The organism is Allobosea sp. 01N443 (assembly GCF_056399325.1).
The window spans coordinates 1-16882 of record NZ_JBFTRC010000115.1 but is presented as its reverse complement, the minus strand read 5'-3'; the positions used below and the strand labels follow the sequence as shown (position 1 = coordinate 16882).

At 63.6% G+C, this 16882-nt stretch carries 30 protein-coding genes; 1 reads left to right on the top strand and 29 read right to left on the bottom strand.

Annotated elements, in window-relative coordinates:
- Nucleotides 1-282 precede the first annotated feature (282 nt).
- Nucleotides 283-702 carry a BLUF domain-containing protein gene (locus AC1DRP_RS23945; protein WP_441493282.1) on the top strand — a complete coding sequence of 140 codons (420 nt, stop codon included), beginning with the start codon at nucleotides 283-285 and terminating at the stop codon, nucleotides 700-702.
- A 9-nt stretch (nucleotides 703-711) separates the two neighbouring features.
- On the opposite strand, the gene AC1DRP_RS23940 is transcribed toward AC1DRP_RS23945, so the two are convergent.
- The 29 genes from AC1DRP_RS23940 to AC1DRP_RS23800 all read right to left on the bottom strand — a co-directional run.
- A complete protein-coding gene (locus tag AC1DRP_RS23940) occupies nucleotides 712-1683 on the bottom strand; it encodes a tripartite tricarboxylate transporter substrate-binding protein (protein WP_441493283.1) in 972 nt (323 codons plus the stop codon).
- A gap of 396 nt (nucleotides 1684-2079) precedes the next feature.
- Nucleotides 2080-2496 carry a 50S ribosomal protein L17 gene (rplQ, locus tag AC1DRP_RS23935; protein WP_476769737.1) on the bottom strand — a complete coding sequence of 139 codons (417 nt, stop codon included), beginning with the start codon at nucleotides 2494-2496 and terminating at the stop codon, nucleotides 2080-2082.
- A 112-nt stretch (nucleotides 2497-2608) separates the two neighbouring features.
- Nucleotides 2609-3625 (bottom strand): DNA-directed RNA polymerase subunit alpha, encoded by a 1017-nt coding sequence (locus AC1DRP_RS23930; RefSeq protein WP_043237077.1) that lies wholly within the window; start codon nucleotides 3623-3625, stop codon nucleotides 2609-2611.
- 90 nt (nucleotides 3626-3715) lie between these two features.
- Nucleotides 3716-4105, bottom strand: a complete 390-nt coding sequence (gene rpsK / locus AC1DRP_RS23925; protein WP_476769736.1) for a 30S ribosomal protein S11 — start codon at nucleotides 4103-4105, stop codon at nucleotides 3716-3718.
- A 118-nt stretch (nucleotides 4106-4223) separates the two neighbouring features.
- Nucleotides 4224-4592 (bottom strand): 30S ribosomal protein S13, encoded by a 369-nt coding sequence (gene rpsM, locus AC1DRP_RS23920; protein WP_043237082.1) that lies wholly within the window; start codon nucleotides 4590-4592, stop codon nucleotides 4224-4226.
- A gap of 484 nt (nucleotides 4593-5076) precedes the next feature.
- A complete protein-coding gene (locus tag AC1DRP_RS23915) occupies nucleotides 5077-5658 on the bottom strand; it encodes an adenylate kinase (protein WP_441508489.1) in 582 nt (193 codons plus the stop codon).
- The gene (secY, locus tag AC1DRP_RS23910) at nucleotides 5658-6995 is read right to left on the bottom strand and encodes a preprotein translocase subunit SecY (protein WP_069880173.1); all 1338 of its coding nucleotides are present in this window, start codon (nucleotides 6993-6995) and stop codon (nucleotides 5658-5660) included. The genes AC1DRP_RS23915 and secY overlap by 1 nt, the downstream gene beginning before the upstream one ends.
- 98 nt (nucleotides 6996-7093) lie before the next feature.
- A complete protein-coding gene (rplO, locus tag AC1DRP_RS23905) occupies nucleotides 7094-7573 on the bottom strand; it encodes a 50S ribosomal protein L15 (protein WP_476769735.1) in 480 nt (159 codons plus the stop codon).
- Between the two features lie 13 nt (nucleotides 7574-7586).
- On the bottom strand, nucleotides 7587-7781 hold the full coding sequence (rpmD, locus tag AC1DRP_RS23900) for a 50S ribosomal protein L30 (RefSeq protein ID WP_069882649.1): 195 nt from the start codon (nucleotides 7779-7781) through the stop codon (nucleotides 7587-7589).
- Nucleotides 7782-7791: 10 nt separating this feature from the next.
- On the bottom strand, nucleotides 7792-8355 hold the full coding sequence (gene rpsE / locus AC1DRP_RS23895) for a 30S ribosomal protein S5 (RefSeq protein WP_113517766.1): 564 nt from the start codon (nucleotides 8353-8355) through the stop codon (nucleotides 7792-7794).
- Nucleotides 8356-8423: 68 nt separating this feature from the next.
- Nucleotides 8424-8786, bottom strand: coding sequence for a 50S ribosomal protein L18 (gene rplR / locus AC1DRP_RS23890; protein ID WP_441493285.1), 363 nt, complete (start codon nucleotides 8784-8786; stop codon nucleotides 8424-8426).
- Between the two features lie 11 nt (nucleotides 8787-8797).
- Entirely contained in the window at nucleotides 8798-9331 is a 534-nt protein-coding gene (gene rplF / locus AC1DRP_RS23885) for a 50S ribosomal protein L6 (RefSeq protein ID WP_043237092.1), read from the bottom strand.
- Nucleotides 9332-9361: 30 nt separating this feature from the next.
- Complete coding sequence (gene rpsH / locus AC1DRP_RS23880; RefSeq protein ID WP_043237093.1) at nucleotides 9362-9760, bottom strand: 30S ribosomal protein S8; 399 nt, start codon at nucleotides 9758-9760, stop codon at nucleotides 9362-9364.
- A gap of 12 nt (nucleotides 9761-9772) precedes the next feature.
- Nucleotides 9773-10078, bottom strand: coding sequence for a 30S ribosomal protein S14 (gene rpsN, locus AC1DRP_RS23875; protein WP_043237095.1), 306 nt, complete (start codon nucleotides 10076-10078; stop codon nucleotides 9773-9775).
- Nucleotides 10079-10114: 36 nt separating this feature from the next.
- On the bottom strand, nucleotides 10115-10681 hold the full coding sequence (gene rplE / locus AC1DRP_RS23870) for a 50S ribosomal protein L5 (protein WP_043237096.1): 567 nt from the start codon (nucleotides 10679-10681) through the stop codon (nucleotides 10115-10117).
- Complete coding sequence (gene rplX, locus AC1DRP_RS23865) at nucleotides 10674-10991, bottom strand: 50S ribosomal protein L24 (RefSeq protein WP_043237098.1); 318 nt, start codon at nucleotides 10989-10991, stop codon at nucleotides 10674-10676. The genes rplE and rplX overlap by 8 nt, the downstream gene beginning before the upstream one ends.
- Nucleotides 10991-11359, bottom strand: a complete 369-nt coding sequence (gene rplN / locus AC1DRP_RS23860) for a 50S ribosomal protein L14 (protein WP_043237099.1) — start codon at nucleotides 11357-11359, stop codon at nucleotides 10991-10993. The genes rplX and rplN overlap by 1 nt, the downstream gene beginning before the upstream one ends.
- Nucleotides 11360-11468: 109 nt before the next feature.
- Complete coding sequence (rpsQ, locus tag AC1DRP_RS23855) at nucleotides 11469-11711, bottom strand: 30S ribosomal protein S17 (protein ID WP_476769734.1); 243 nt, start codon at nucleotides 11709-11711, stop codon at nucleotides 11469-11471.
- An 11-nt stretch (nucleotides 11712-11722) separates the two neighbouring features.
- Nucleotides 11723-11935 (bottom strand): 50S ribosomal protein L29, encoded by a 213-nt coding sequence (gene rpmC / locus AC1DRP_RS23850; RefSeq protein WP_043237102.1) that lies wholly within the window; start codon nucleotides 11933-11935, stop codon nucleotides 11723-11725.
- A gap of 10 nt (nucleotides 11936-11945) precedes the next feature.
- Nucleotides 11946-12359 carry a 50S ribosomal protein L16 gene (gene rplP / locus AC1DRP_RS23845; protein WP_043237103.1) on the bottom strand — a complete coding sequence of 138 codons (414 nt, stop codon included), beginning with the start codon at nucleotides 12357-12359 and terminating at the stop codon, nucleotides 11946-11948.
- 18 nt (nucleotides 12360-12377) lie between these two features.
- On the bottom strand, nucleotides 12378-13088 hold the full coding sequence (gene rpsC, locus AC1DRP_RS23840; RefSeq protein WP_043237104.1) for a 30S ribosomal protein S3: 711 nt from the start codon (nucleotides 13086-13088) through the stop codon (nucleotides 12378-12380).
- A 10-nt stretch (nucleotides 13089-13098) separates the two neighbouring features.
- On the bottom strand, nucleotides 13099-13482 hold the full coding sequence (gene rplV / locus AC1DRP_RS23835) for a 50S ribosomal protein L22 (RefSeq protein ID WP_043237105.1): 384 nt from the start codon (nucleotides 13480-13482) through the stop codon (nucleotides 13099-13101).
- Nucleotides 13483-13485: 3 nt separating this feature from the next.
- On the bottom strand, nucleotides 13486-13764 hold the full coding sequence (gene rpsS / locus AC1DRP_RS23830; RefSeq protein WP_476769733.1) for a 30S ribosomal protein S19: 279 nt from the start codon (nucleotides 13762-13764) through the stop codon (nucleotides 13486-13488).
- An 8-nt stretch (nucleotides 13765-13772) separates the two neighbouring features.
- Nucleotides 13773-14615, bottom strand: coding sequence for a 50S ribosomal protein L2 (gene rplB / locus AC1DRP_RS23825; RefSeq protein WP_069880166.1), 843 nt, complete (start codon nucleotides 14613-14615; stop codon nucleotides 13773-13775).
- 15 nt (nucleotides 14616-14630) lie between these two features.
- The gene (locus tag AC1DRP_RS23820; protein WP_043237110.1) at nucleotides 14631-14942 is read right to left on the bottom strand and encodes a 50S ribosomal protein L23; all 312 of its coding nucleotides are present in this window, start codon (nucleotides 14940-14942) and stop codon (nucleotides 14631-14633) included.
- A complete protein-coding gene (gene rplD / locus AC1DRP_RS23815) occupies nucleotides 14939-15559 on the bottom strand; it encodes a 50S ribosomal protein L4 (RefSeq protein WP_069880165.1) in 621 nt (206 codons plus the stop codon). The genes AC1DRP_RS23820 and rplD overlap by 4 nt, the downstream gene beginning before the upstream one ends.
- Complete coding sequence (gene rplC / locus AC1DRP_RS23810; protein ID WP_113517770.1) at nucleotides 15559-16284, bottom strand: 50S ribosomal protein L3; 726 nt, start codon at nucleotides 16282-16284, stop codon at nucleotides 15559-15561. The genes rplD and rplC overlap by 1 nt, the downstream gene beginning before the upstream one ends.
- A 67-nt stretch (nucleotides 16285-16351) precedes the next feature.
- On the bottom strand, nucleotides 16352-16660 hold the full coding sequence (rpsJ, locus tag AC1DRP_RS23805; RefSeq protein ID WP_043237115.1) for a 30S ribosomal protein S10: 309 nt from the start codon (nucleotides 16658-16660) through the stop codon (nucleotides 16352-16354).
- A 69-nt stretch (nucleotides 16661-16729) separates the two neighbouring features.
- The coding region (locus AC1DRP_RS23800) for an EF-Tu C-terminal domain-related protein (RefSeq protein WP_476769738.1) at nucleotides 16730-16882 on the bottom strand (153 nt) is incomplete at its 5' end.

Genomic DNA, 16882 nt, shown 5'->3' with positions numbered 1-16882 from the left:
GCTGACGGGTTTCCGGAACCTGCCGCGCCTGCGCAAGCAATGGCAGCGGCGCAAGGCTCGCAAAGAGCATCAAGGCGGCCGGCAAGGCAGTTCTTCCGAAACGGACCGGCATGATCCCGCGCTTCATTCCTGTCTCCACGCTGAAACAAAACACCGCTGGCGGCGTTCCAAGTCTTCCAATACGAACCATTCCCGGGAAATCTCTTCGCCCGCGACGCCACTGGCGCCATCCGGATCATCGACCGGGTCAGTCGAGCAAAGATCCGCGAAGGAGCTGGTCCCTTGAGTCTGATACGTCTTGTTTATGCCAGCCGGAGTCGCCTCGTCGAGGCCAATCGCAGTGAGGAGGTTGGCAGGATGATCGCCAGCGCCCAGCGGCTGAACGTACAGAACGAGGTGACGGGATTTCTCCTGGTGACGCCCGGGGCCTTCGCGCAGGTGCTCGAAGGCGAGGCGCATAATGTCGCGGAGACATATGGCCGGATCGTGGTCGATCCACGCCATACCGGGATCCGCCTGCTGGCCGAAGAGCAGATTGCGGCCCGGAGCTTCCAGAACTGGTCGATGGGCCTCGCCGAACATGACGAGACCACGCACTTCATCTTCGGTCTCTACGGTGTCACGCCAGAGGCCGATCTCCAGGTCCAGCCTGCCGACGTGCTGCTGGATCTCGCTGGCGAGCTTGCCCGCCAGCGAGCATAGGGCCAAGCCTCACTTGTCCTGAAGCAGGATCTTGTACTTTTCGATCTCGCCCGGAACCATCGCGCCGACATGGGCAGGCGTGAGTTCGTTCTCGGCTGGCAGCACGGACGAAAGCTCCTTGAATCGAGCTTGCAGGTTCGGACTCGCAAGCGCGGTCCGCAAAGCCTGATTCAGCTTGGTGACGATCGGTTCAGGCAGGCTTTTTGGGCCGAAGAGCGCATTCCAGCCCTGGGCCTCGAAAGCCGGCAGCCCGGCCTCCCTGGAGGTTGGCACATCCGGAAGRCTGTCGAGCCGGCTCGGTGTCGCGACCACGAGCGCCTTGACCTTGGCTCCCTGCACCGCGCCCGAGAGCGAGGTTGCAGCATCGCAGACGCCGTCGATCTGCCCGCCCATCAGGTCGTTCAAAGCCGGTCCTGCGCCCCGATAACTGACGAGCGCAACCTCGACACCAGCCGCCTTGATGAAGTTCCGGCAGATCAGATAATTCGACGAGCCGACACCAGCATGCCCGAGACTGACCTTGCCGGGGTTCTTCTTGGCATAGTCGACGAACTCCATCAGGTTCTTGGCCGGAAAATCGAGCTTGAGCGCGATCATCGGCGATGTCTTGGCGACGAGGCCGATCGGCGCGAAATCGGCCTGGGTGTATTTCAGATCCGGATAGATCGAATAGGACGCAGCATTGGTTCCGCTATTGCCGATGACGATAGTGTAGCCATCGGGATCGGCCTTGGCGGCGCGCGTCAGGGCCGTCGCGCCCCCCGCCCCTGCCATGTTCTCCATGACGATGCGCTGGCCGAGCACCCGCCCCATCTCGTCGCCGACCAGCCGTGCGATCACGTCGGAGGAGCCCCCGGCTGCGAATGGCACGATCATGGTGATCGGCTTGTTGGGATAGCCGTCCTGCGCCAGGGCGGGAGCCGCCAGCGCCAACATCGCCGTCAGCGCCAGCCGCCGCGTGGTCAATAGTCTTGAAATCATCAGTCTCTCCCTCCGGGGCCGCCTCTTGCGGGCGGTTTTCGCTGGAAAGCTTGACCATTGCGCTTTGTGGCGCACAAGCGGCGTTTCGAGCAATAATCTTCGGCATCAGTTGCCGATCCAGCGCCTACTGACGCGAAACGCGATGCCCCGCCTGTCACCGCGAACGCAGCTCTGGGCCTCCCGCGCTTGATGGCCGTCCGCTCCGGGCCGGTCGATGTCATCCGCGCCCCGCGCGAGCCTTCATTTCCACCACCAATGGCGGTCGAGAACCCCGTCGGACTGTGTCCATACGTCATCGCAGAGGCCGACATCCGGGTCGCGCGCCTCCCCGGCCCCTTCGCAAAAGAAAAGGCGGCCTTGCGGCCGCCTTTCAAATCTCCGGGGAAGCAGCCTTGCTCAGGCGGCTTCGTCGTCAGCCGTGAAGACCGGGCCGGAATCCTTGCCCTTGGCATCGACATCGCGATCGACGAACTCGATCACGGCGAGCGGGGCGTTGTCGCCGAAGCGGAAGCCGGCCTTCATGATGCGCAGATAGCCGCCATTGCGCTCCTTGTAGYGCGGGCCGAGGACCGCGAAGAGCTTGCCGACGAGTGCGACATCCTTGATCTGGGCGATCGCCTGACGGCGGGCGTGCAGGTCGCCGCGCTTGGCGAGGGTCACCAGCTTCTCGACGACCGGACGCAGGTCCTTGGCCTTCGGCAGCGTGGTGGTGATCTGCTCATGCTTGATCAGGGCCTGGGACATGTTGGCGAACATCGCCTTGCGATGCTCAACCGAGCGGTTGAAACGACGACCGCGGAAACCGTGACGCATTTGGCTCTCCTGTGATTACGGCCGCCGTGCCACGGTACGGCCGTTCATTATGCTCCGGCGCTCACGCACCGTGCGGGAAACAGGCGCGGAGGCAAGCTCCGCGCCGGCGGGATCAGTAATGCTCTTCGAAGCGCTTCGCCAGCTCTTCGATGTTCTCCGGCGGCCAGCCGGTCACGTCCATGCCGAGATGGAGGCCCATGGTCGCGAGCACTTCCTTGATCTCGTTCAGCGACTTGCGGCCGAAGTTCGGGGTACGAAGCATCTCGCCCTCCGACTTCTGGATCAGGTCGCCGATATAGACGATGTTGTCGTTCTTCAGGCAGTTCGCCGAACGCACCGAAAGCTCGAGCTCGTCGACCTTCTTGAGCAGCGCCGGGTTGAAGGGCAGCTGCGGCGCGGTCGAGACGGCCTCTTCCTTGCGCGGCTCCTCGAAGGTGATGAAGACGGCAAGCTGGTCCTGCAGGATGCGGGCGGCGAGCGCCAGCGCGTCCTCGGGAGTGACCGAGCCGTTGGTCTCGATCTGAAGGGTCAGCATGTCGCGGTCGAGATTCTGGCCCTCACGGGTGTTCTCGACGCGATAGGAGACCTTCTTGACMGGCGAGTAGAGGCTGTCGACCGGGATCAGGCCGATCGGTGCATCCTCGGGACGGTTCTGCTCGGACGGGACATAGCCCTTGCCGGTATTGACCGTGAACTCCATGCGGATCTCGGCACCCTCGTCCAGCGTGCAGAGCACGAGCTCGGGGTTCAGGATCGACACGTCGCCGACGGTGTTGATGTCACCGGCGGTGACGGTGCCCGGGCCGGACTTGCGCAGGGTCATGCGCTTGGGGCCCTCGCCCTGCATCTTGACGGCGATCGCCTTGATGTTGAGGACGATGTCGGTGACGTCCTCGCGAACGCCGGGAATCGACGAGAACTCATGCAGCACGCCGTCGATCTGGACGGCGGTGACCGCAGCGCCCTGAAGCGAGGAGAGCAGCACGCGCCGCAGCGCGTTGCCGAGCGTCATGCCGAAGCCGCGCTCGAGCGGACGAGCGATCACGGTAGCATGGCGCTTGGGGTCGTCTCCGACCTTGATTTCGAGCTTGTTCGGCTTGGACAAATCCTGCCAGTTCTTGCTGATCACGACCGCACTCCTGGTGCTTCATCTCTCGGCGGCGACGGGCCGCCCCGTACCGGCGCTCGCCAGTGCGAGCGCCGCAATCCAATCCGGGCGTCAGACGCGACGGCGCWTGCGCGGCCGGCAGCCATTGTGCGGGATCGGCGTCACGTCGCGGATCGAGGTCACGGTGAAGCCGGCGGCCTGGAGGGCGCGCAGAGCCGATTCACGACCCGAACCTGGGCCCGTGACCTCGACTTCGAGGGTGCGCATGCCGTGCTCGGCAGCCTTGCGGGCCGCATCCTCGGCCGCGACCTGGGCGGCATAGGGGGTCGACTTGCGCGAACCCTTGAAGCCCATGGTGCCGGCGGACGACCACGAGATCGTGTTGCCCTGGGCGTCGGTGATGGTGATCATGGTGTTGTTGAACGAGGCGTTCACATGCGCGACGCCAGAAACGATGTTCTTGCGTTCACGACGACGAACGCGCTGGGCTTCCTTGGCCATAGTCTCTTTCTTTCATCCTTCGAGCGCGCCCGTCATGCCAGGCGCTGGGGATGTCGCCTGCCCTTGAGCGGGTCAGGCGACGCATAGACAGCGGGCCGGATGACCGGCCCGCCGAAACTCACTTCTTCTTGCCGGCGATCGGCTTGGCCTTGCCCTTGCGGGTGCGCGCATTGGTATGCGTGCGCTGGCCACGGACCGGCAGCGAGCGACGATGACGCAGACCGCGATAGCAGCCGAGATCCATCAGGCGCTTGATGTTCATCGAGACTTCACGACGCAGGTCGCCCTCGACCAGATAGTCGCGGTCGATCGTCTCACGGATCTGAAGCACCTCGGCGTCGGTCAGCTGGTTGACGCGACGCTCGTCGGCGATGCCGACCTTCTGGCAGATTTCCTTGGCCTTCTGGGCACCGATGCCGTGGATATACTGCAAGCCGATGACGACGCGCTTGCCGGTCGGAATGTTAACGCCCGCGATACGAGCCATGGTCTCTTCTCCATTGTCGGCCGAGGCGCCCGATGGCTGCCCGGCAGTGAAAACCTACCCGCGTCCGGTGGAGGCCGGCCCCTGCGAGCGTTGAATCGGCTCCATGCGAGAACGCGACGTCGCCCCTCCTCGCGAAGGTAACGGCATCGCCACATGCAACCGGATGAGGGTCGTTAGTCGGTCGAAGCTCTTGAGTCAACCCGCCGAACTCAAGAATCATGCCAGCTTCCTCGAAGCTGCTCTTACTCGGCCGGCAGGCGGCGTTACGGCTCAGCCCAGCTCGAGCGGACTGCGCCCCGCCCGACTGAAATCGATTTTGCACCTGCCGCAAGCGCGTTCCGGGCTTCGTTGATCGGGGCGGCATACGCCCTCTTCCAAACAGAAATCCCCGGCGCGACGAGAACCGTCTCCGCCGGGGCTGATATCGCTGACGACAGCAAGGTCAGAAGCACGAGCCCGATGCCGAACCCGTGCCCGCGCATTGCTAAGCGCCGAGTGCCTTGCAGATCGCGCCCGTCACCTCGTCGATCGGCTTCATGCCGTCGATCGCAGTGAGCTGGCCACGCTTCGCATAATAGGGCGAAACCACCGCGGTATCGCGGTTATACGCTTCGAGCCGGGTCTTGAAGACCACCGGATCGTCATCCTTGCGCACCGGTTGCCCGGCCGCCTTCGCCTCTTCGGCACGACGGATGATCCGGTCGACGAGCTTGTCCTGATCGACCGTGAGCTCAAGGACCGCGTCGAGCTTCAGCCCCTTCTGCGCCAGCATGGCGTCGAGCGCCTCGGCCTGGGCCAACGTGCGCGGAAAGCCGTCGAGGATGAAGCCCCGCTTCGCGTCCGGCTCCTCGATGCGATCGGCAACGATCCCGATGACGATATCGTCCGAGACCAGTCCGCCGGCATCCATCACCGCCTTGGCCTTGAGCCCCACCGGCGTCCCGGCCGCAACCGCGGCCCGGAGCATGTCGCCGGTCGAGAGCTGCGGAATGCCATGCTTCTCGACGATACGGGTTGCCTGAGTACCCTTGCCCGCCCCCGGCGGCCCCAGGAAGATCAATCGCATCAGCGCCTCGCCCCTCGCAACTTCGCCTTCTTGACCAGCCCCTCATACTGGTGGGCCAGCAGATGCCCGTGAACCTGCGCCACGGTATCCATGGTTGTCGTCACCACGATGAGCAGCGAGGTGCCGCCCAGGAGGATGATCGGAATCTGGGCATACGTGATCATGAACTCGGGGATAAGGCAGACAATAGTCAGATAGCCTGCGCCGAGAACGGTGATCCGGGTCAGCACGCGGTCGATATGCTCGGCGGTGCGCTCGCCCGGGCGGATGCCCGGCATGAAGCCGCCATGCTTCTTCAGATTGTCCGCCGTCTCGACCGGATTGAACACGATGGCGGTGTAGAAGAAGCAGAAAAAGATGATCAGCGCGGCGTAGAGGATCATGAACAGCGGCCGGCCATGCGCCAGATAGGTCGCCACCGTTGACAGCATGCCGGTGCCGCCCGAGGCCTGCGAGAAGCTGGCGATCGTCGTCGGCAGCAGCAGCAGCGAGGAGGCGAAGATCGGCGGGATGACGCCCGACGTGTTGAGCTTCAGCGGCAGGAACGAGGTCTGGCCCTCATACATGCGGTTGCCGACCTGGCGCTTGGGATAGTTGATCAGCAGGCGGCGCTGGGCCCGCTCCATGAACACGCAGAAGGCGATGACGCAGATGGCCATGACCAGGATCAGCAGCAGCAGGCCGGTCGAAATCGCGCCCTGACGGCCAAGCTCGAGGGTCTGGGCGAGCTGCGACGGGAACTCCGCGATGATGCCCGAGAAGATGATCATCGAGGTGCCGTTGCCGATGCCGCGGCTGGTGATCTGTTCACCGAGCCAGAGCAGGAACATCGTACCGCCGACCAGCGTGATCGTCGTCGAGAGCAGGAAGAACGGGCCGGGCTCGAGCACCAGATTGCCGGACCCCTGCAGGCCGACACCGATGCCGTAGGCCTGGAACACCGCCAGCACGAGGGTCAAGTAGCGGGTGTACTGGTTCAGGACCTTGCGGCCCTGCTCGCCTTCCTTCTTCAGCGCCTCGAAGGTCGGCACCACGCTCGACAGGAGCTGGATGATGATCGAGGCCGAGATATAGGGCATGATCGCGAGCGCAAAGATCGCCAGTCGCCCGACGGCACCGCCCGAAAACATGTTGAACAGGCCGAGCACGCCGGTCTGCGACTGTTTGAACAGGTCGGCAACGGCGTCGGGGTTCATGCCGGGCAGCGGGATATAGGTACCGAGCCGGTAGACGATGAGCGCCCCCAGCGTGAACCAGATCCGCTTCTTGAGCTCGTCCGCCTTCGCGAGCGCGCCGAAATTCAGGTTTGCCGCAAGCTGTTCAGCCGCCGATGCCATGCGTCCGGTCCTTGATCGGAATAAACGTCAAACAGTCGAACGGCGGCCTAGGCTTCTGGCCTGGCCGCCGTTCGCAATCGCTCATGTAAGCGTCGCTGTCACGCCTGTGAAGCAGCAGCCGCCAGGATCTTGACCGAGCCGCCAGCCTTTTCGATGGCCTCGACCGCCGACTTCGACGCGCCTGCCACTTCGAAGGCAAGCTTCGTCTTCAGTTCACCGACGCCGAGGATCTTGACGCCGTCGGGGGCCGCCTTCGAGATCACGCCGGCCGCAACCAGCGCCTCGATGGTGACGACGCCCTTGCCGTCGARCTTGCCGGCCTCGACCGCCTGCTGGATCCGACCGAGATTGACCTCGTTCAGTTCCTTGGCGAAGAGGTTGTGGAAGCCGCGCTTCGGCAGGCGACGATAAAGCGGCATCTGACCGCCTTCGAAGCCCTTGACCGCCACGCCGGCACGGGCCTTCTGACCCTTGACGCCGCGTCCACCAGTCTTGCCCTTGCCGGAGCCGATACCACGGCCGACACGGATGCGGGACTTGTGGGCGCCTTCGTTGTCACGAATGTCTGTGAGTTTCATCGGACAATCCCCCTCACTTCGCGTCGACGACGCGGACGAGGTGCTTGACCTTCTCGATCATGCCACGGACGGAAGCGGTGTCCTGCAGGGTCGATTGGCGGCGGATCTTGTTCAGGCCGAGACCGATCAGGGTCTGGCGCTGCGAGGCCTCACGGCGGATCGGGCTACCGATCTGCTCGACGACCACGGTCTTTTCAGCTTTTGCCATGGTGCAGCCCTCACGCTTCGGCCGCGGCGTCGGTGCCGGCGTCGCGACGACGCGACTGCAGGGCCGAAACCTTCAGGCTGCGGCGCGCGGCGACGCCACGCGGGCTGTCCTCGTTCTTGAGCGCCGAGAAGGTGGCGCGCACGAGGTTGTAGGGGTTCGACGAACCGAGCGACTTCGACACGACATCCTGCATGCCAACCGCCTCGAAGACGGCGCGCATCGGACCACCGGCGATGATGCCGGTACCGGCCGGAGCTGCACGCAGCACGACGCGACCGGCGCCGTGGCGGCCCTGGACGTCGTGATGGAGCGTGCGGCCTTCGCGCAGCGGAATGCGGACCAGCCCGCGCTTGGCGGCTTCAGTCGCCTTGCGGATGGCTTCCGGCACTTCGCGAGCCTTGCCATGGCCGAAGCCGACGCGGCCCTTCTGGTCACCGACGACGACGAGGGCAGCAAAGCCGAAACGACGGCCGCCCTTCACCACCTTGGCGACGCGATTGATGTGGACCAGACGATCCACGAATTCCGAATCGCGCTCTTCGCGATCCTGACGGTCACGAGGTTCTCTCGCCATGTCATCCTCTTACTTGCGCGGACGCTGCCTGATGCAGCGCCGCTCGCTCGAGCATCCCGGATGGGATGTCAGAAGTTCAGTCCGGCCTCGCGGGCCGCATCGGCAAGCGCCTTGACGCGACCATGATACATGTAGGAGCCGCGATCGAAGACCACGTCCTTCACGCCGGCCTTGACCGCACGCTCGGCAACCAACTTGCCGATCGTGGCCGCAGCCTCGACATTCGCGCCCGACTTGATGTCGCCGCGGATGTCCTTGTCCAGGCTCGAGGCCGACGCGAGGGTGATGCCCTTCGCGTCGTCGATGACCTGGGCATAGATCTGCTTGCCGGTGCGATGCACCGACAGGCGAGCGCGGCCATTGGCGACCGCCTTGATGGCGCGACGGACACGGGCCCGGCGGCGCGCAGTGTTTTCTGTCTGCTTGCTCATGGCTCGCGTCCTTACTTCTTCTTCCCTTCCTTGCGGAAGATGAATTCGCCGGCGTACTTGACGCCCTTGCCCTTGTAGGGCTCGGGACCGCGATAGTCGCGGATTTCAGCGGCGGTCTGGCCGACCACCTGCTTGTCGATGCCGGTGATGACGATTTCAGTCGGCTTCGGCGTGACGATCGCGACCCCGGCCGGGATCGCATAGTCGATGTCGTGGCTGTAGCCGAGCGACAGCTTGAGCACCTTGCCGGTGACGGCGGCCTTGTAGCCGACGCCGTTGATCTCAAGCTTCTTCTCGAAGCCGTTGGTGACGCCCGTCACCAGATTGGCGACGCGAGCCCGGGACGTGCCCCAGAGCGAGCGCGCACGCTTGCTCTGCGAGCGCGGCTGAACGGCGATGGCGCCGTTCTCGAGCGCAACCGAGACATCATCGGGCACGGAGAAGGAGAGTTCCCCCTTCGAGCCCTTGATGCTCACGAGCTGGCCGGACACGTTGGCGGTTACGCCAGCGGGAACCGGAACAGGCTTTTTACCGATACGAGACATTGGATTTCTCCTGATGAGCGGCGCAGAAGGTCAGAAGACCTTGCAAAGCACTTCGCCGCCCACGTTCTGCTCGCGGGCAAGATGATCGGGCATCACGCCCTTCGGCGTGGAGACGATGGTCACGCCGAGGCCGTCGGCCACGCGCGGCATCGTGTCCACCGAAGAGTAGACGCGGCGGCCGGGCTTCGAGACCCGAGAGATGGCACGGATGACCGGCTGTCCCTCATGGTACTTCAGCTCGATGTCGAACTCGGTCCGGCCATTGCCGAACTCGGTCGTGGAATAGCCGCGGATGTAACCCTCGGCCTGAAGCACGTCGAGCACGCGGGCACGCAGCTTCGAGCCCGGGGTGGTCACGCGCGACTTGCGCCGCATCTGCGCATTGCGGATGCGGGTCAGCATATCGCCAAGCGGATCAATGATCGCCATGATGCGTCCTCCTCACCAGCTCGACTTGACGAGGCCGGGAACCAGCCCCTTGTTGCCGAGCTCGCGCAGAGCAACGCGCGACATCTTCAGCTTGCGATACACGGCGCGCGGACGGCCGGTCACTTCGCAGCGGTTGCGCACCCGGTTTGCAGCCGAGTTGCGCGGCAGTTCAGCCAGCTTGAGGCGAGCAAGGAAGCGCTCGTCCATGGACTGGCTCTCGTCATTCGCGATCGCGAGAAGACGCGCCCGCTTGCCCGCGTACTTCTTCACGAGCTGCCTGCGGTGTTCGTTCTTCTCGACGGAGCTTTTCTTAGCCATCGATCTCTCCTGGTTTCCGCGTATGAGCGGTAAGGCTCACTGCCGGAACGGGAAGTTGAAGTGCTTGAGCAGAGCGCGCGCTTCGTCGTCCGACTTCGCAGTCGTGCAGACGATCACGTCCATGCCCCAGACCTGGTCGACCTTGTCGTAGTTGATCTCAGGGAACACGATGTGCTCCTTGATGCCGAGCGCGAAATTGCCGCGCCCGTCGAACGACTTCGGGTTGAGACCACGGAAGTCGCGCACGCGCGGCAAGGCGATGGTGACGAGCCGGTCGACGAACTCGAACATCTTGGTCTTGCGCAGCGTGACCTTGCAGCCAACCGCCATGTTCTCGCGCAGCTTGAAGCCGGCGATGGCGAGGCGGGACTTGGTGATGACCGGCCTCTGACCGGCGATCATGGCGAGGTCGCCAGCTGCACTGTCGACCTTTTTACGGTCGGCAGTCGCTTCGCCCACGCCCATGTTGATGACGACCTTCTCGATCGTCGGGACTTCCATCACGTTCTTGTAGCCGAACTCGGCGATCATCGCCGGACGAACGACGTCCTCGTAATGCTTCTTCATGCGCGGCGTGAGAGCCGCCTGCTGATTCTCAGCCATCGATCAGATCTCCCGAACGCTTGGCGAAACGCACCTTGCGGCCGTCATCGAGCACCTTGAAACCGACGCGGGTCGGCTTGCCGTCCTTGGGATCGGCGACGGCCAGGTTCGACAGATCGATCGTGGCCTCCTTGCTGATGATGCCACCCTCGGACTGTGCCGAGGCCTTGGTGTGCTTCTTCACGAGGTTGACGCCACGCACCACGGCGCGGGCATCCTTCGGCAGCACCTGGAGCACTTCGCCGGCCTTGCCCTTGTCACGGCCGGCCAACACGACGACCTTGTCGCCCTTCTTGATCTTCGCAGCCATTACAGCACCTCTGGCGCAAGCGAGATGATCTTCATGTGGTTCTTGGCGCGAAGTTCGCGCGGAACCGGTCCGAAGATACGGGTGCCCACCGGCTCCTTCTGGTTGTTGATCAGCACGGCCGCATTGCGGTCGAAACGAATCACCGAACCATCGGCGCGCTTCACGTCCTTAGCGGTCCGAACGACGACCGCCTTCATGACGTCGCCCTTCTTCACGCGGCCGCGGGGAATGGCTTCCTTGATCGAAACGACGATAATATCACCGACACCGGCGTATTTCCGCTTCGACCCGCCGAGAACCTTGATGCACATCACACGACGGGCGCCGGAGTTATCCGCGACCTCGAGATTCGTCTGCACCTGGATCATGGCCTTGATCCTTCCAAACTGTATCAGCGCGGTTTCCGGGCGCGGCGTCAGCGCCGACCCGGACTACGACTGACGGGGGTCGATCGCCCCCTGGCCTCAATAAAGTGACTTACGCCTTAGGAGCGTTGTCGAGCACAACCCAGCTTTTCAGCTTGGAAATGGGCTTGGATTCCTCAATCCAGACCGAATCCCCAACCTTGAACGTCTGCGCCTCATCGTGGGCGTGATAGTTCTTGGTCCGGCGAACAGTCTTCTTGAGGAGCGGGTGCGTATAACGCCGCTCGACCTTCACCACAACAGTTTTGTTCTGCTTGTYGCTAACGACGACGCCCTGCAGCACGCGCTTCGGCATTGTCCTACTCCTCAGGCGCTCGCCGCAACGGTCTTCGACCGCTGCAGCGTCTTGATGCGAGCGATATCCTTGCGCACCTCAGTCACCCGAGCGGTATTCTCGAGCTGGCCGGTAGCGCGTTGGAAACGCAGGTTAAACTGCTCCTTCTTCAGCTTCAGGAGTTCGTCCTGGAGCTGGTCGACACTCATCACCTTGAGATCGGACAGGCGTTGCGTAGCTTTCATGTCGCCCTCCTTACTCGGCGATGCGCTGGATGAAGCGGGTCTTGATCGGCAGCTTGGCGGCGCCGAGACGAAGCGCCTCGCGCGCCGTCTCCTCTTCCACCCCGTCGATCTCGAACATGATTCGCCCAGGCTTGACCTTGGCTGCCCAGAATTCAGGCGCGCCCTTGCCCTTGCCCATGCGGACTTCGGTCGGCTTCTTCGAAACTGGCACGTCCGGGAAGATCCGGATCCAGACGCGGCCAGCACGCTTCATGGCGCGAGTGATCGCACGACGGGCAGCTTCGATCTGACGGGCCGTGACGCGCTCAGGCATCAGGGCCTTCAGACCGAACTGGCCGAAATTGAGGTCCGTGCCGCCCTTGGCAACGCCTGAGATGCGTCCCTTGAACTGCTTGCGGAACTTGGTTCGCTTTGGTTGCAACATGGCTCTTCTCGATCAGCCTTACGCAGCCTGCTCGCGACGATCGCGACCGCCGGAGCGACCACCTTCGTCAGAGAGACGCTTGTCCTGGGCCATCGGGTCGTGTTCGAGGATCTCGCCCTTGAAGATCCAGACCTTGATGCCGCACGTGCCGTAGGTGGTGAAGGCGGTGCCGACACCGTAATCCACATCGGCGCGCAGCGTGTGCAGCGGCACGCGGCCTTCGCGGTACCATTCCAGGCGCGCGATTTCCGCGCCGCCGAGACGGCCCGAGCAGTTGATGCGGATGCCCTCGGCGCCCAGACGCATGGCCGACTGAACGGCCCGCTTCATGGCGCGACGGAACGCGACGCGACGCTCGAGCTGCTGAGCGATGGAGTCGGCCACCAGGGTGGCGTCGATCTCGGGCTTGCGGACCTCGACGATGTTGATCGTCACATCGGCCTTGGTCAGCTTCGAGACTTCCTTGCGCAGCTTCTCGATATCGGCGCCCTTCTTGCCGATCACCACGCCCGGACGAGCCGAGTGGATGGTGACGCGGCACTTCTTGTGCGGGCGCTCGATGATGATCTTGGAGACCGCCGCCTGCTTCAGCAGCTTCATCAGCGCGGCGCGGATCTTCATGTCTTCGTGCAGCAGCTGACCGTACTCACCCTTCTGCGCGAACCAGCGCGAGTCCCAGGTGCGGTTGATGCCGAGGCGAAGGCCGATCGGATTGATTTTCTGACCCATCGTTCTCTCCTCAGGCCTTGGCCGCCTGGACTTCGCGCACCACGATCGTGATGTTCGCGAAGGGCTTCATGATCCGGGCTCCACGGCCGCGGGCGCGGGCATGGAAGCGCTTCATGACCAGGGCCTTGCCGACGAAAGCCTGCGCAACGACGAGATCGTCGACGTCGAGATCATGATTGTTCTCGGCGTTGGCGATGGCGCTCTGCAGACACTTGCGAACGTCGAGCGAGATCCGCTTACGCGAGAACTCGAGATCGGCGAGCGCGGTCGAGACCTTCTTGCCACGGATGAGCTGAGCGACGAGGTTCAGCTTCTGCGGGCTGACGCGAAGGTTGCGGGCAACCGCAACGGCTTCGTTCTCCGGCAGCGCACGGGGGGCGGATGGCTTACCCATGGCTTACTTCCTCTTCGCCTTMTTGTCGGCAGCGTGGCCGTGGAAGGTGCGCGTCGGCGAGAACTCGCCGAACTTGTGGCCCACCATTTCCTCGGACACGTTCACCGGCACATGCTTGTGACCGTTGTAGACGCCGAACGTCAGACCGACGAACTGCGGAAGGATCGTGGAGCGGCGGCTCCAGATCTTGATCACCTCGGCCCGGCTCGCCGAACGGGCGACCTCGGCCTTTTTCAGAAGGTATCCGTCGACAAACGGACCTTTCCAAATCGAACGCGCCATGACGGACCTCAGTTCTTCTTCTTGCGGGCGTGACGGCTCGACACGATGAACGTATCGGTCCGCTTATTCGAGCGGGTCTTCTTGCCCTTGGTCGGCAGTCCCCACGGCGTGACCGGGTGACGACCGCCCGAGGTACGACCCTCACCACCACCATGCGGGTGGTCGACCGGGTTCATCGAGACGCCGCGGTTATGCGGACGACGGCCGAGCCAGCGCGAGCGACCGGCCTTGCCCATGTTGGTGTTCATGTGGTCGGGGTTCGAAACCGCGCCCACCGTAGCATAGCACAGGCCGCTGATCAGGCGCTGTTCGCCCGAGTTCAGGCGGACGATGACATAGCCCTGGTCGCGACCGACGATCTGGGCGTAGTTGCCTGCAGACCGCGCCAGCGCCCCACCCTTGCCGATCTTGAGCTCGACATTGTGGACGATGGTGCCGATCGGCATCGCGCCCATCGGCGAAGCATTGCCGGGCTTGATGTCGACCTGGTCGCCGGAGATCACGCTGTCGCCGACCGCCAGGCGCTGCGGCGCCAGGATGTAGGCCTGCTCGCCATCAGCGTACTTGAGCAGCGCGATGAAGGCGGTGCGGTTCGGATCATACTCGATCCGCTCCACGGTCGCCGCCACGCCCGGCTTGCCGCGACGCTTGAAGTCGACGATCCGGTAGCTCTGCTTATGTCCACCGCCACGGAAACGAACCGTGATGCGGCCGAGATTGTTGCGCCCACCCTTCGAGGACTTACCCTCGGTGAGAGCCTTGACCGGCTTGCCCTTGTAGAGCTCGCTGCGGTCGACGATCACGAGCTGGCGAAGGCTCGGCGTGATCGGCTTGAAACTTTTCAAAGCCATGATGACGATCCTTCCTCAGAGGCCCGTGGTCACGTCGATCGAGTGACCTTCTTCGAGGGTCACTACGGCCTTCTTGACGTCCGAACGCTGTCCGAGCCGGCCCCGGAAGACCTTGACCTTGCCTTCGGTGACGAGCGTGTTGACGCTCTTCACCTTGACATCGAACAACTTCTCGATAGCCGCCTTGATCTGCGGCTTGGTCGCGGTCTTCGCGACCTTGAAGACGACTTTGTTATGCTCGGAGAGCATGGTCGCCTTTTCGGTGATCACCGGGCCACGAATGACATCGTAGTGGCGCGGATCCAGGTTCTTTGCAGACTGGCTCATTTGAAGCGCGCCTCCAGCGCATCGACAGCCGAGCGCGTCAGCACAAGCTTATCGCGACGCAGGATGTCGTAGACGTTGATGCCCTGAACCGGCAGGACGTCGACGTTCGGGATCGAACGCGCGGCCAGGCCGAAGTTCACATCGATCTCGGCGCCGCCGATCACCAGCGCGCTGGACAGATCCAGCTTGCCGAAGTGACCGAGCAGGACCTTGGTCTTCGGCTCGGCGAGCGTGACGTCGTCGATGATGATCAGGCCGGCGTCCTTGGCCTTGGCCGAGAGCGCATGGCGCAGAGCCAGGGCACGGACCTTCTTCGGCAGATCATGCGCATGATCACGCACGATCGGACCGAAGGCCTTGCCGCCGCCGCGGAACTGCGGAGCCGAAGCTGCACCGTGACGAGCGCCACCGGTGCCCTTCTGCTTGTAGATCTTCTTGCGGGTGCGATCGACTTCCGAACGCCCCTTGGACTTGTGGGTCCCGGCGCGACGCTTGGCGAGCTGGTAGCGCACCATGCGGGCGAGAAGATCGGCGCGCGGCTCAAGACCGAAGATCGAGTCCGAAAGCTCGACCGAGCCGGCATTGCCGCCCTCGAGAGTGGTGATATCGAGCTTCATCACGCGTTCTCCTCAACTGCTTCAGCCGCAGGAGCCTGCGTGGTTTCGCCAGCAACCTTGAACTTGCCAGGAAGCGGCGCATCCTTCGGCAGGGCGCGCTTGACGGCGTCGCGGACGTGGATCCAGCCGCCGGCAACGCCGGGAACGGCGCCCTCGACCAGGATCAGGCCGCGCTCGGCGTCCGTCTGGACGACGCGCAGGTTCTGCGTGGTCACGCGCTCGGCACCGAGATGGCCCGGCATCTTCTTGTTCTTGAAGGTCTTGCCGGGGTCCTGACGACCACCGGTCGAACCGATCGAACGATGCGAGACCGAGACACCGTGCGTGGCCCGCAGACCGCCGAAGTTCCAGCGCTTCATACCGCCGGCAAAACCCTTACCGGTGGTGGTGCCGCTGACATCGACGAACTGGCCGACGACGAAGTGATCGGCAGTCAGCTCGGCGCCGACGGGGATCAACGCATCGTTGCTGACGCGGAACTCCACGACCTGGCGCTTGGGCTCGACCTTGGCCACGGCAAAATGACCGCGCTCAGCCTTCGAGACGTTCTTGACCTTGGCCAAGCCCGACCCGAGCTGAACGGCGACATAGCCGTTCTTCTCGATCGTGCGATGCGCGACAACCTGACAGCTGTCGAGCTTCAGCACGGTGACTGGGATGTGTTCACCGGCATCCGTGAAGATGCGGGTCATCCCGACTTTCTGTGCAATCACACCGGAACGCATCGGTGCATACCTTCTCTTGGGGTCATGTCCATCCGGGGTATCCGGAAACAGAGGACCCGACGATGGATCAGAGCTTGATTTCGACGTCGACGCCGGCGGCGAGATCGAGCTTCATGAGGGCGTCGACCGTCTGGGGGGTCGGATCGACGATGTCCAGGACCCGCTTGTGGGTCCGCATTTCGAACTGCTCGCGCGACTTCTTGTCGATGTGGGGCGAGCGGTTGACCGTGAACTTCTCGATAAGCGTCGGCAGCGGGATGGGCCCGCGAACCTGGGCGCCTGTCCGCTTCGCGGTCGACACGATCTCGCGCGTGGAGGCGTCGAGGATGCGGTGGTCGAACGCCTTGAGGCGGATCCGGATGTTCTGACCGTTCATGGTCTTGTTCTCTCCGTGACGTGAAAAGGCAAAGGCCCTTGGAAGGGCCTTCGCCCTCACGAAAACGCGTTACGCGATGATGCTGGCGACGACGCCGGCGCCGACGGTCCTGCCGCCTTCGCGGATGGCGAAGCGCAGCTTCTCCTCCATCGCGATCGGCACGATCAGGTGCACTTCCATGGTGATGTTGTCGCCAGGCATCACCATCTCGGTGCCCTCAGG

Coding starts and splice junctions, on each gene's coding strand:
- rpsH (WP_043237093.1), bottom strand. CDS start 9,760: ATGGCGATCATTGATCCGCTTGGCGATATGCTGACCCGCATCCGCAAT.
- secY (WP_069880173.1), bottom strand. CDS start 6,995: ATGGCATCGGCGGCTGAACAGCTTGCGGCAAACCTGAATTTCGGCGCG.
- rplF (WP_043237092.1), bottom strand. CDS start 9,331: ATGTCTCGTATCGGTAAAAAGCCTGTTCCGGTTCCCGCTGGCGTAACC.
- rpsC (WP_043237104.1), bottom strand. CDS start 13,088: ATGGGTCAGAAAATCAATCCGATCGGCCTTCGCCTCGGCATCAACCGC.
- rpsN (WP_043237095.1), bottom strand. CDS start 10,078: ATGGCTAAGAAAAGCTCCGTCGAGAAGAACGAACACCGCAGGCAGCTC.
- rplP (WP_043237103.1), bottom strand. CDS start 12,359: ATGTTGCAACCAAAGCGAACCAAGTTCCGCAAGCAGTTCAAGGGACGC.
- rplC (WP_113517770.1), bottom strand. CDS start 16,284: ATGCGTTCCGGTGTGATTGCACAGAAAGTCGGGATGACCCGCATCTTC.
- AC1DRP_RS23915 (WP_441508489.1), bottom strand. CDS start 5,658: ATGCGATTGATCTTCCTGGGGCCGCCGGGGGCGGGCAAGGGTACTCAG.
- rpmC (WP_043237102.1), bottom strand. CDS start 11,935: ATGAAAGCTACGCAACGCCTGTCCGATCTCAAGGTGATGAGTGTCGAC.
- rplN (WP_043237099.1), bottom strand. CDS start 11,359: ATGATCCAGGTGCAGACGAATCTCGAGGTCGCGGATAACTCCGGCGCC.
- AC1DRP_RS23820 (WP_043237110.1), bottom strand. CDS start 14,942: ATGAGCCAGTCTGCAAAGAACCTGGATCCGCGCCACTACGATGTCATT.
- rplV (WP_043237105.1), bottom strand. CDS start 13,482: ATGGGTAAGCCATCCGCCCCCCGTGCGCTGCCGGAGAACGAAGCCGTT.
- rplX (WP_043237098.1), bottom strand. CDS start 10,991: ATGGCTGCGAAGATCAAGAAGGGCGACAAGGTCGTCGTGTTGGCCGGC.
- rplR (WP_441493285.1), bottom strand. CDS start 8,786: ATGAGCAAGCAGACAGAAAACACTGCGCGCCGCCGGGCCCGTGTCCGT.
- rplE (WP_043237096.1), bottom strand. CDS start 10,681: ATGGCTGAGAATCAGCAGGCGGCTCTCACGCCGCGCATGAAGAAGCAT.
- rpsE (WP_113517766.1), bottom strand. CDS start 8,355: ATGGCGAGAGAACCTCGTGACCGTCAGGATCGCGAAGAGCGCGATTCG.
- rpsJ (WP_043237115.1), bottom strand. CDS start 16,660: ATGAACGGTCAGAACATCCGGATCCGCCTCAAGGCGTTCGACCACCGC.
- rplD (WP_069880165.1), bottom strand. CDS start 15,559: ATGAAGCTCGATATCACCACTCTCGAGGGCGGCAATGCCGGCTCGGTC.
- rplB (WP_069880166.1), bottom strand. CDS start 14,615: ATGGCTTTGAAAAGTTTCAAGCCGATCACGCCGAGCCTTCGCCAGCTC.
- rpsM (WP_043237082.1), bottom strand. CDS start 4,592: ATGGCTCGTATCGCGGGCGTTAACATTCCGACCGGCAAGCGCGTCGTC.
- rpmD (WP_069882649.1), bottom strand. CDS start 7,781: ATGGCAAAAGCTGAAAAGACCGTGGTCGTCGAGCAGATCGGTAGCCCG.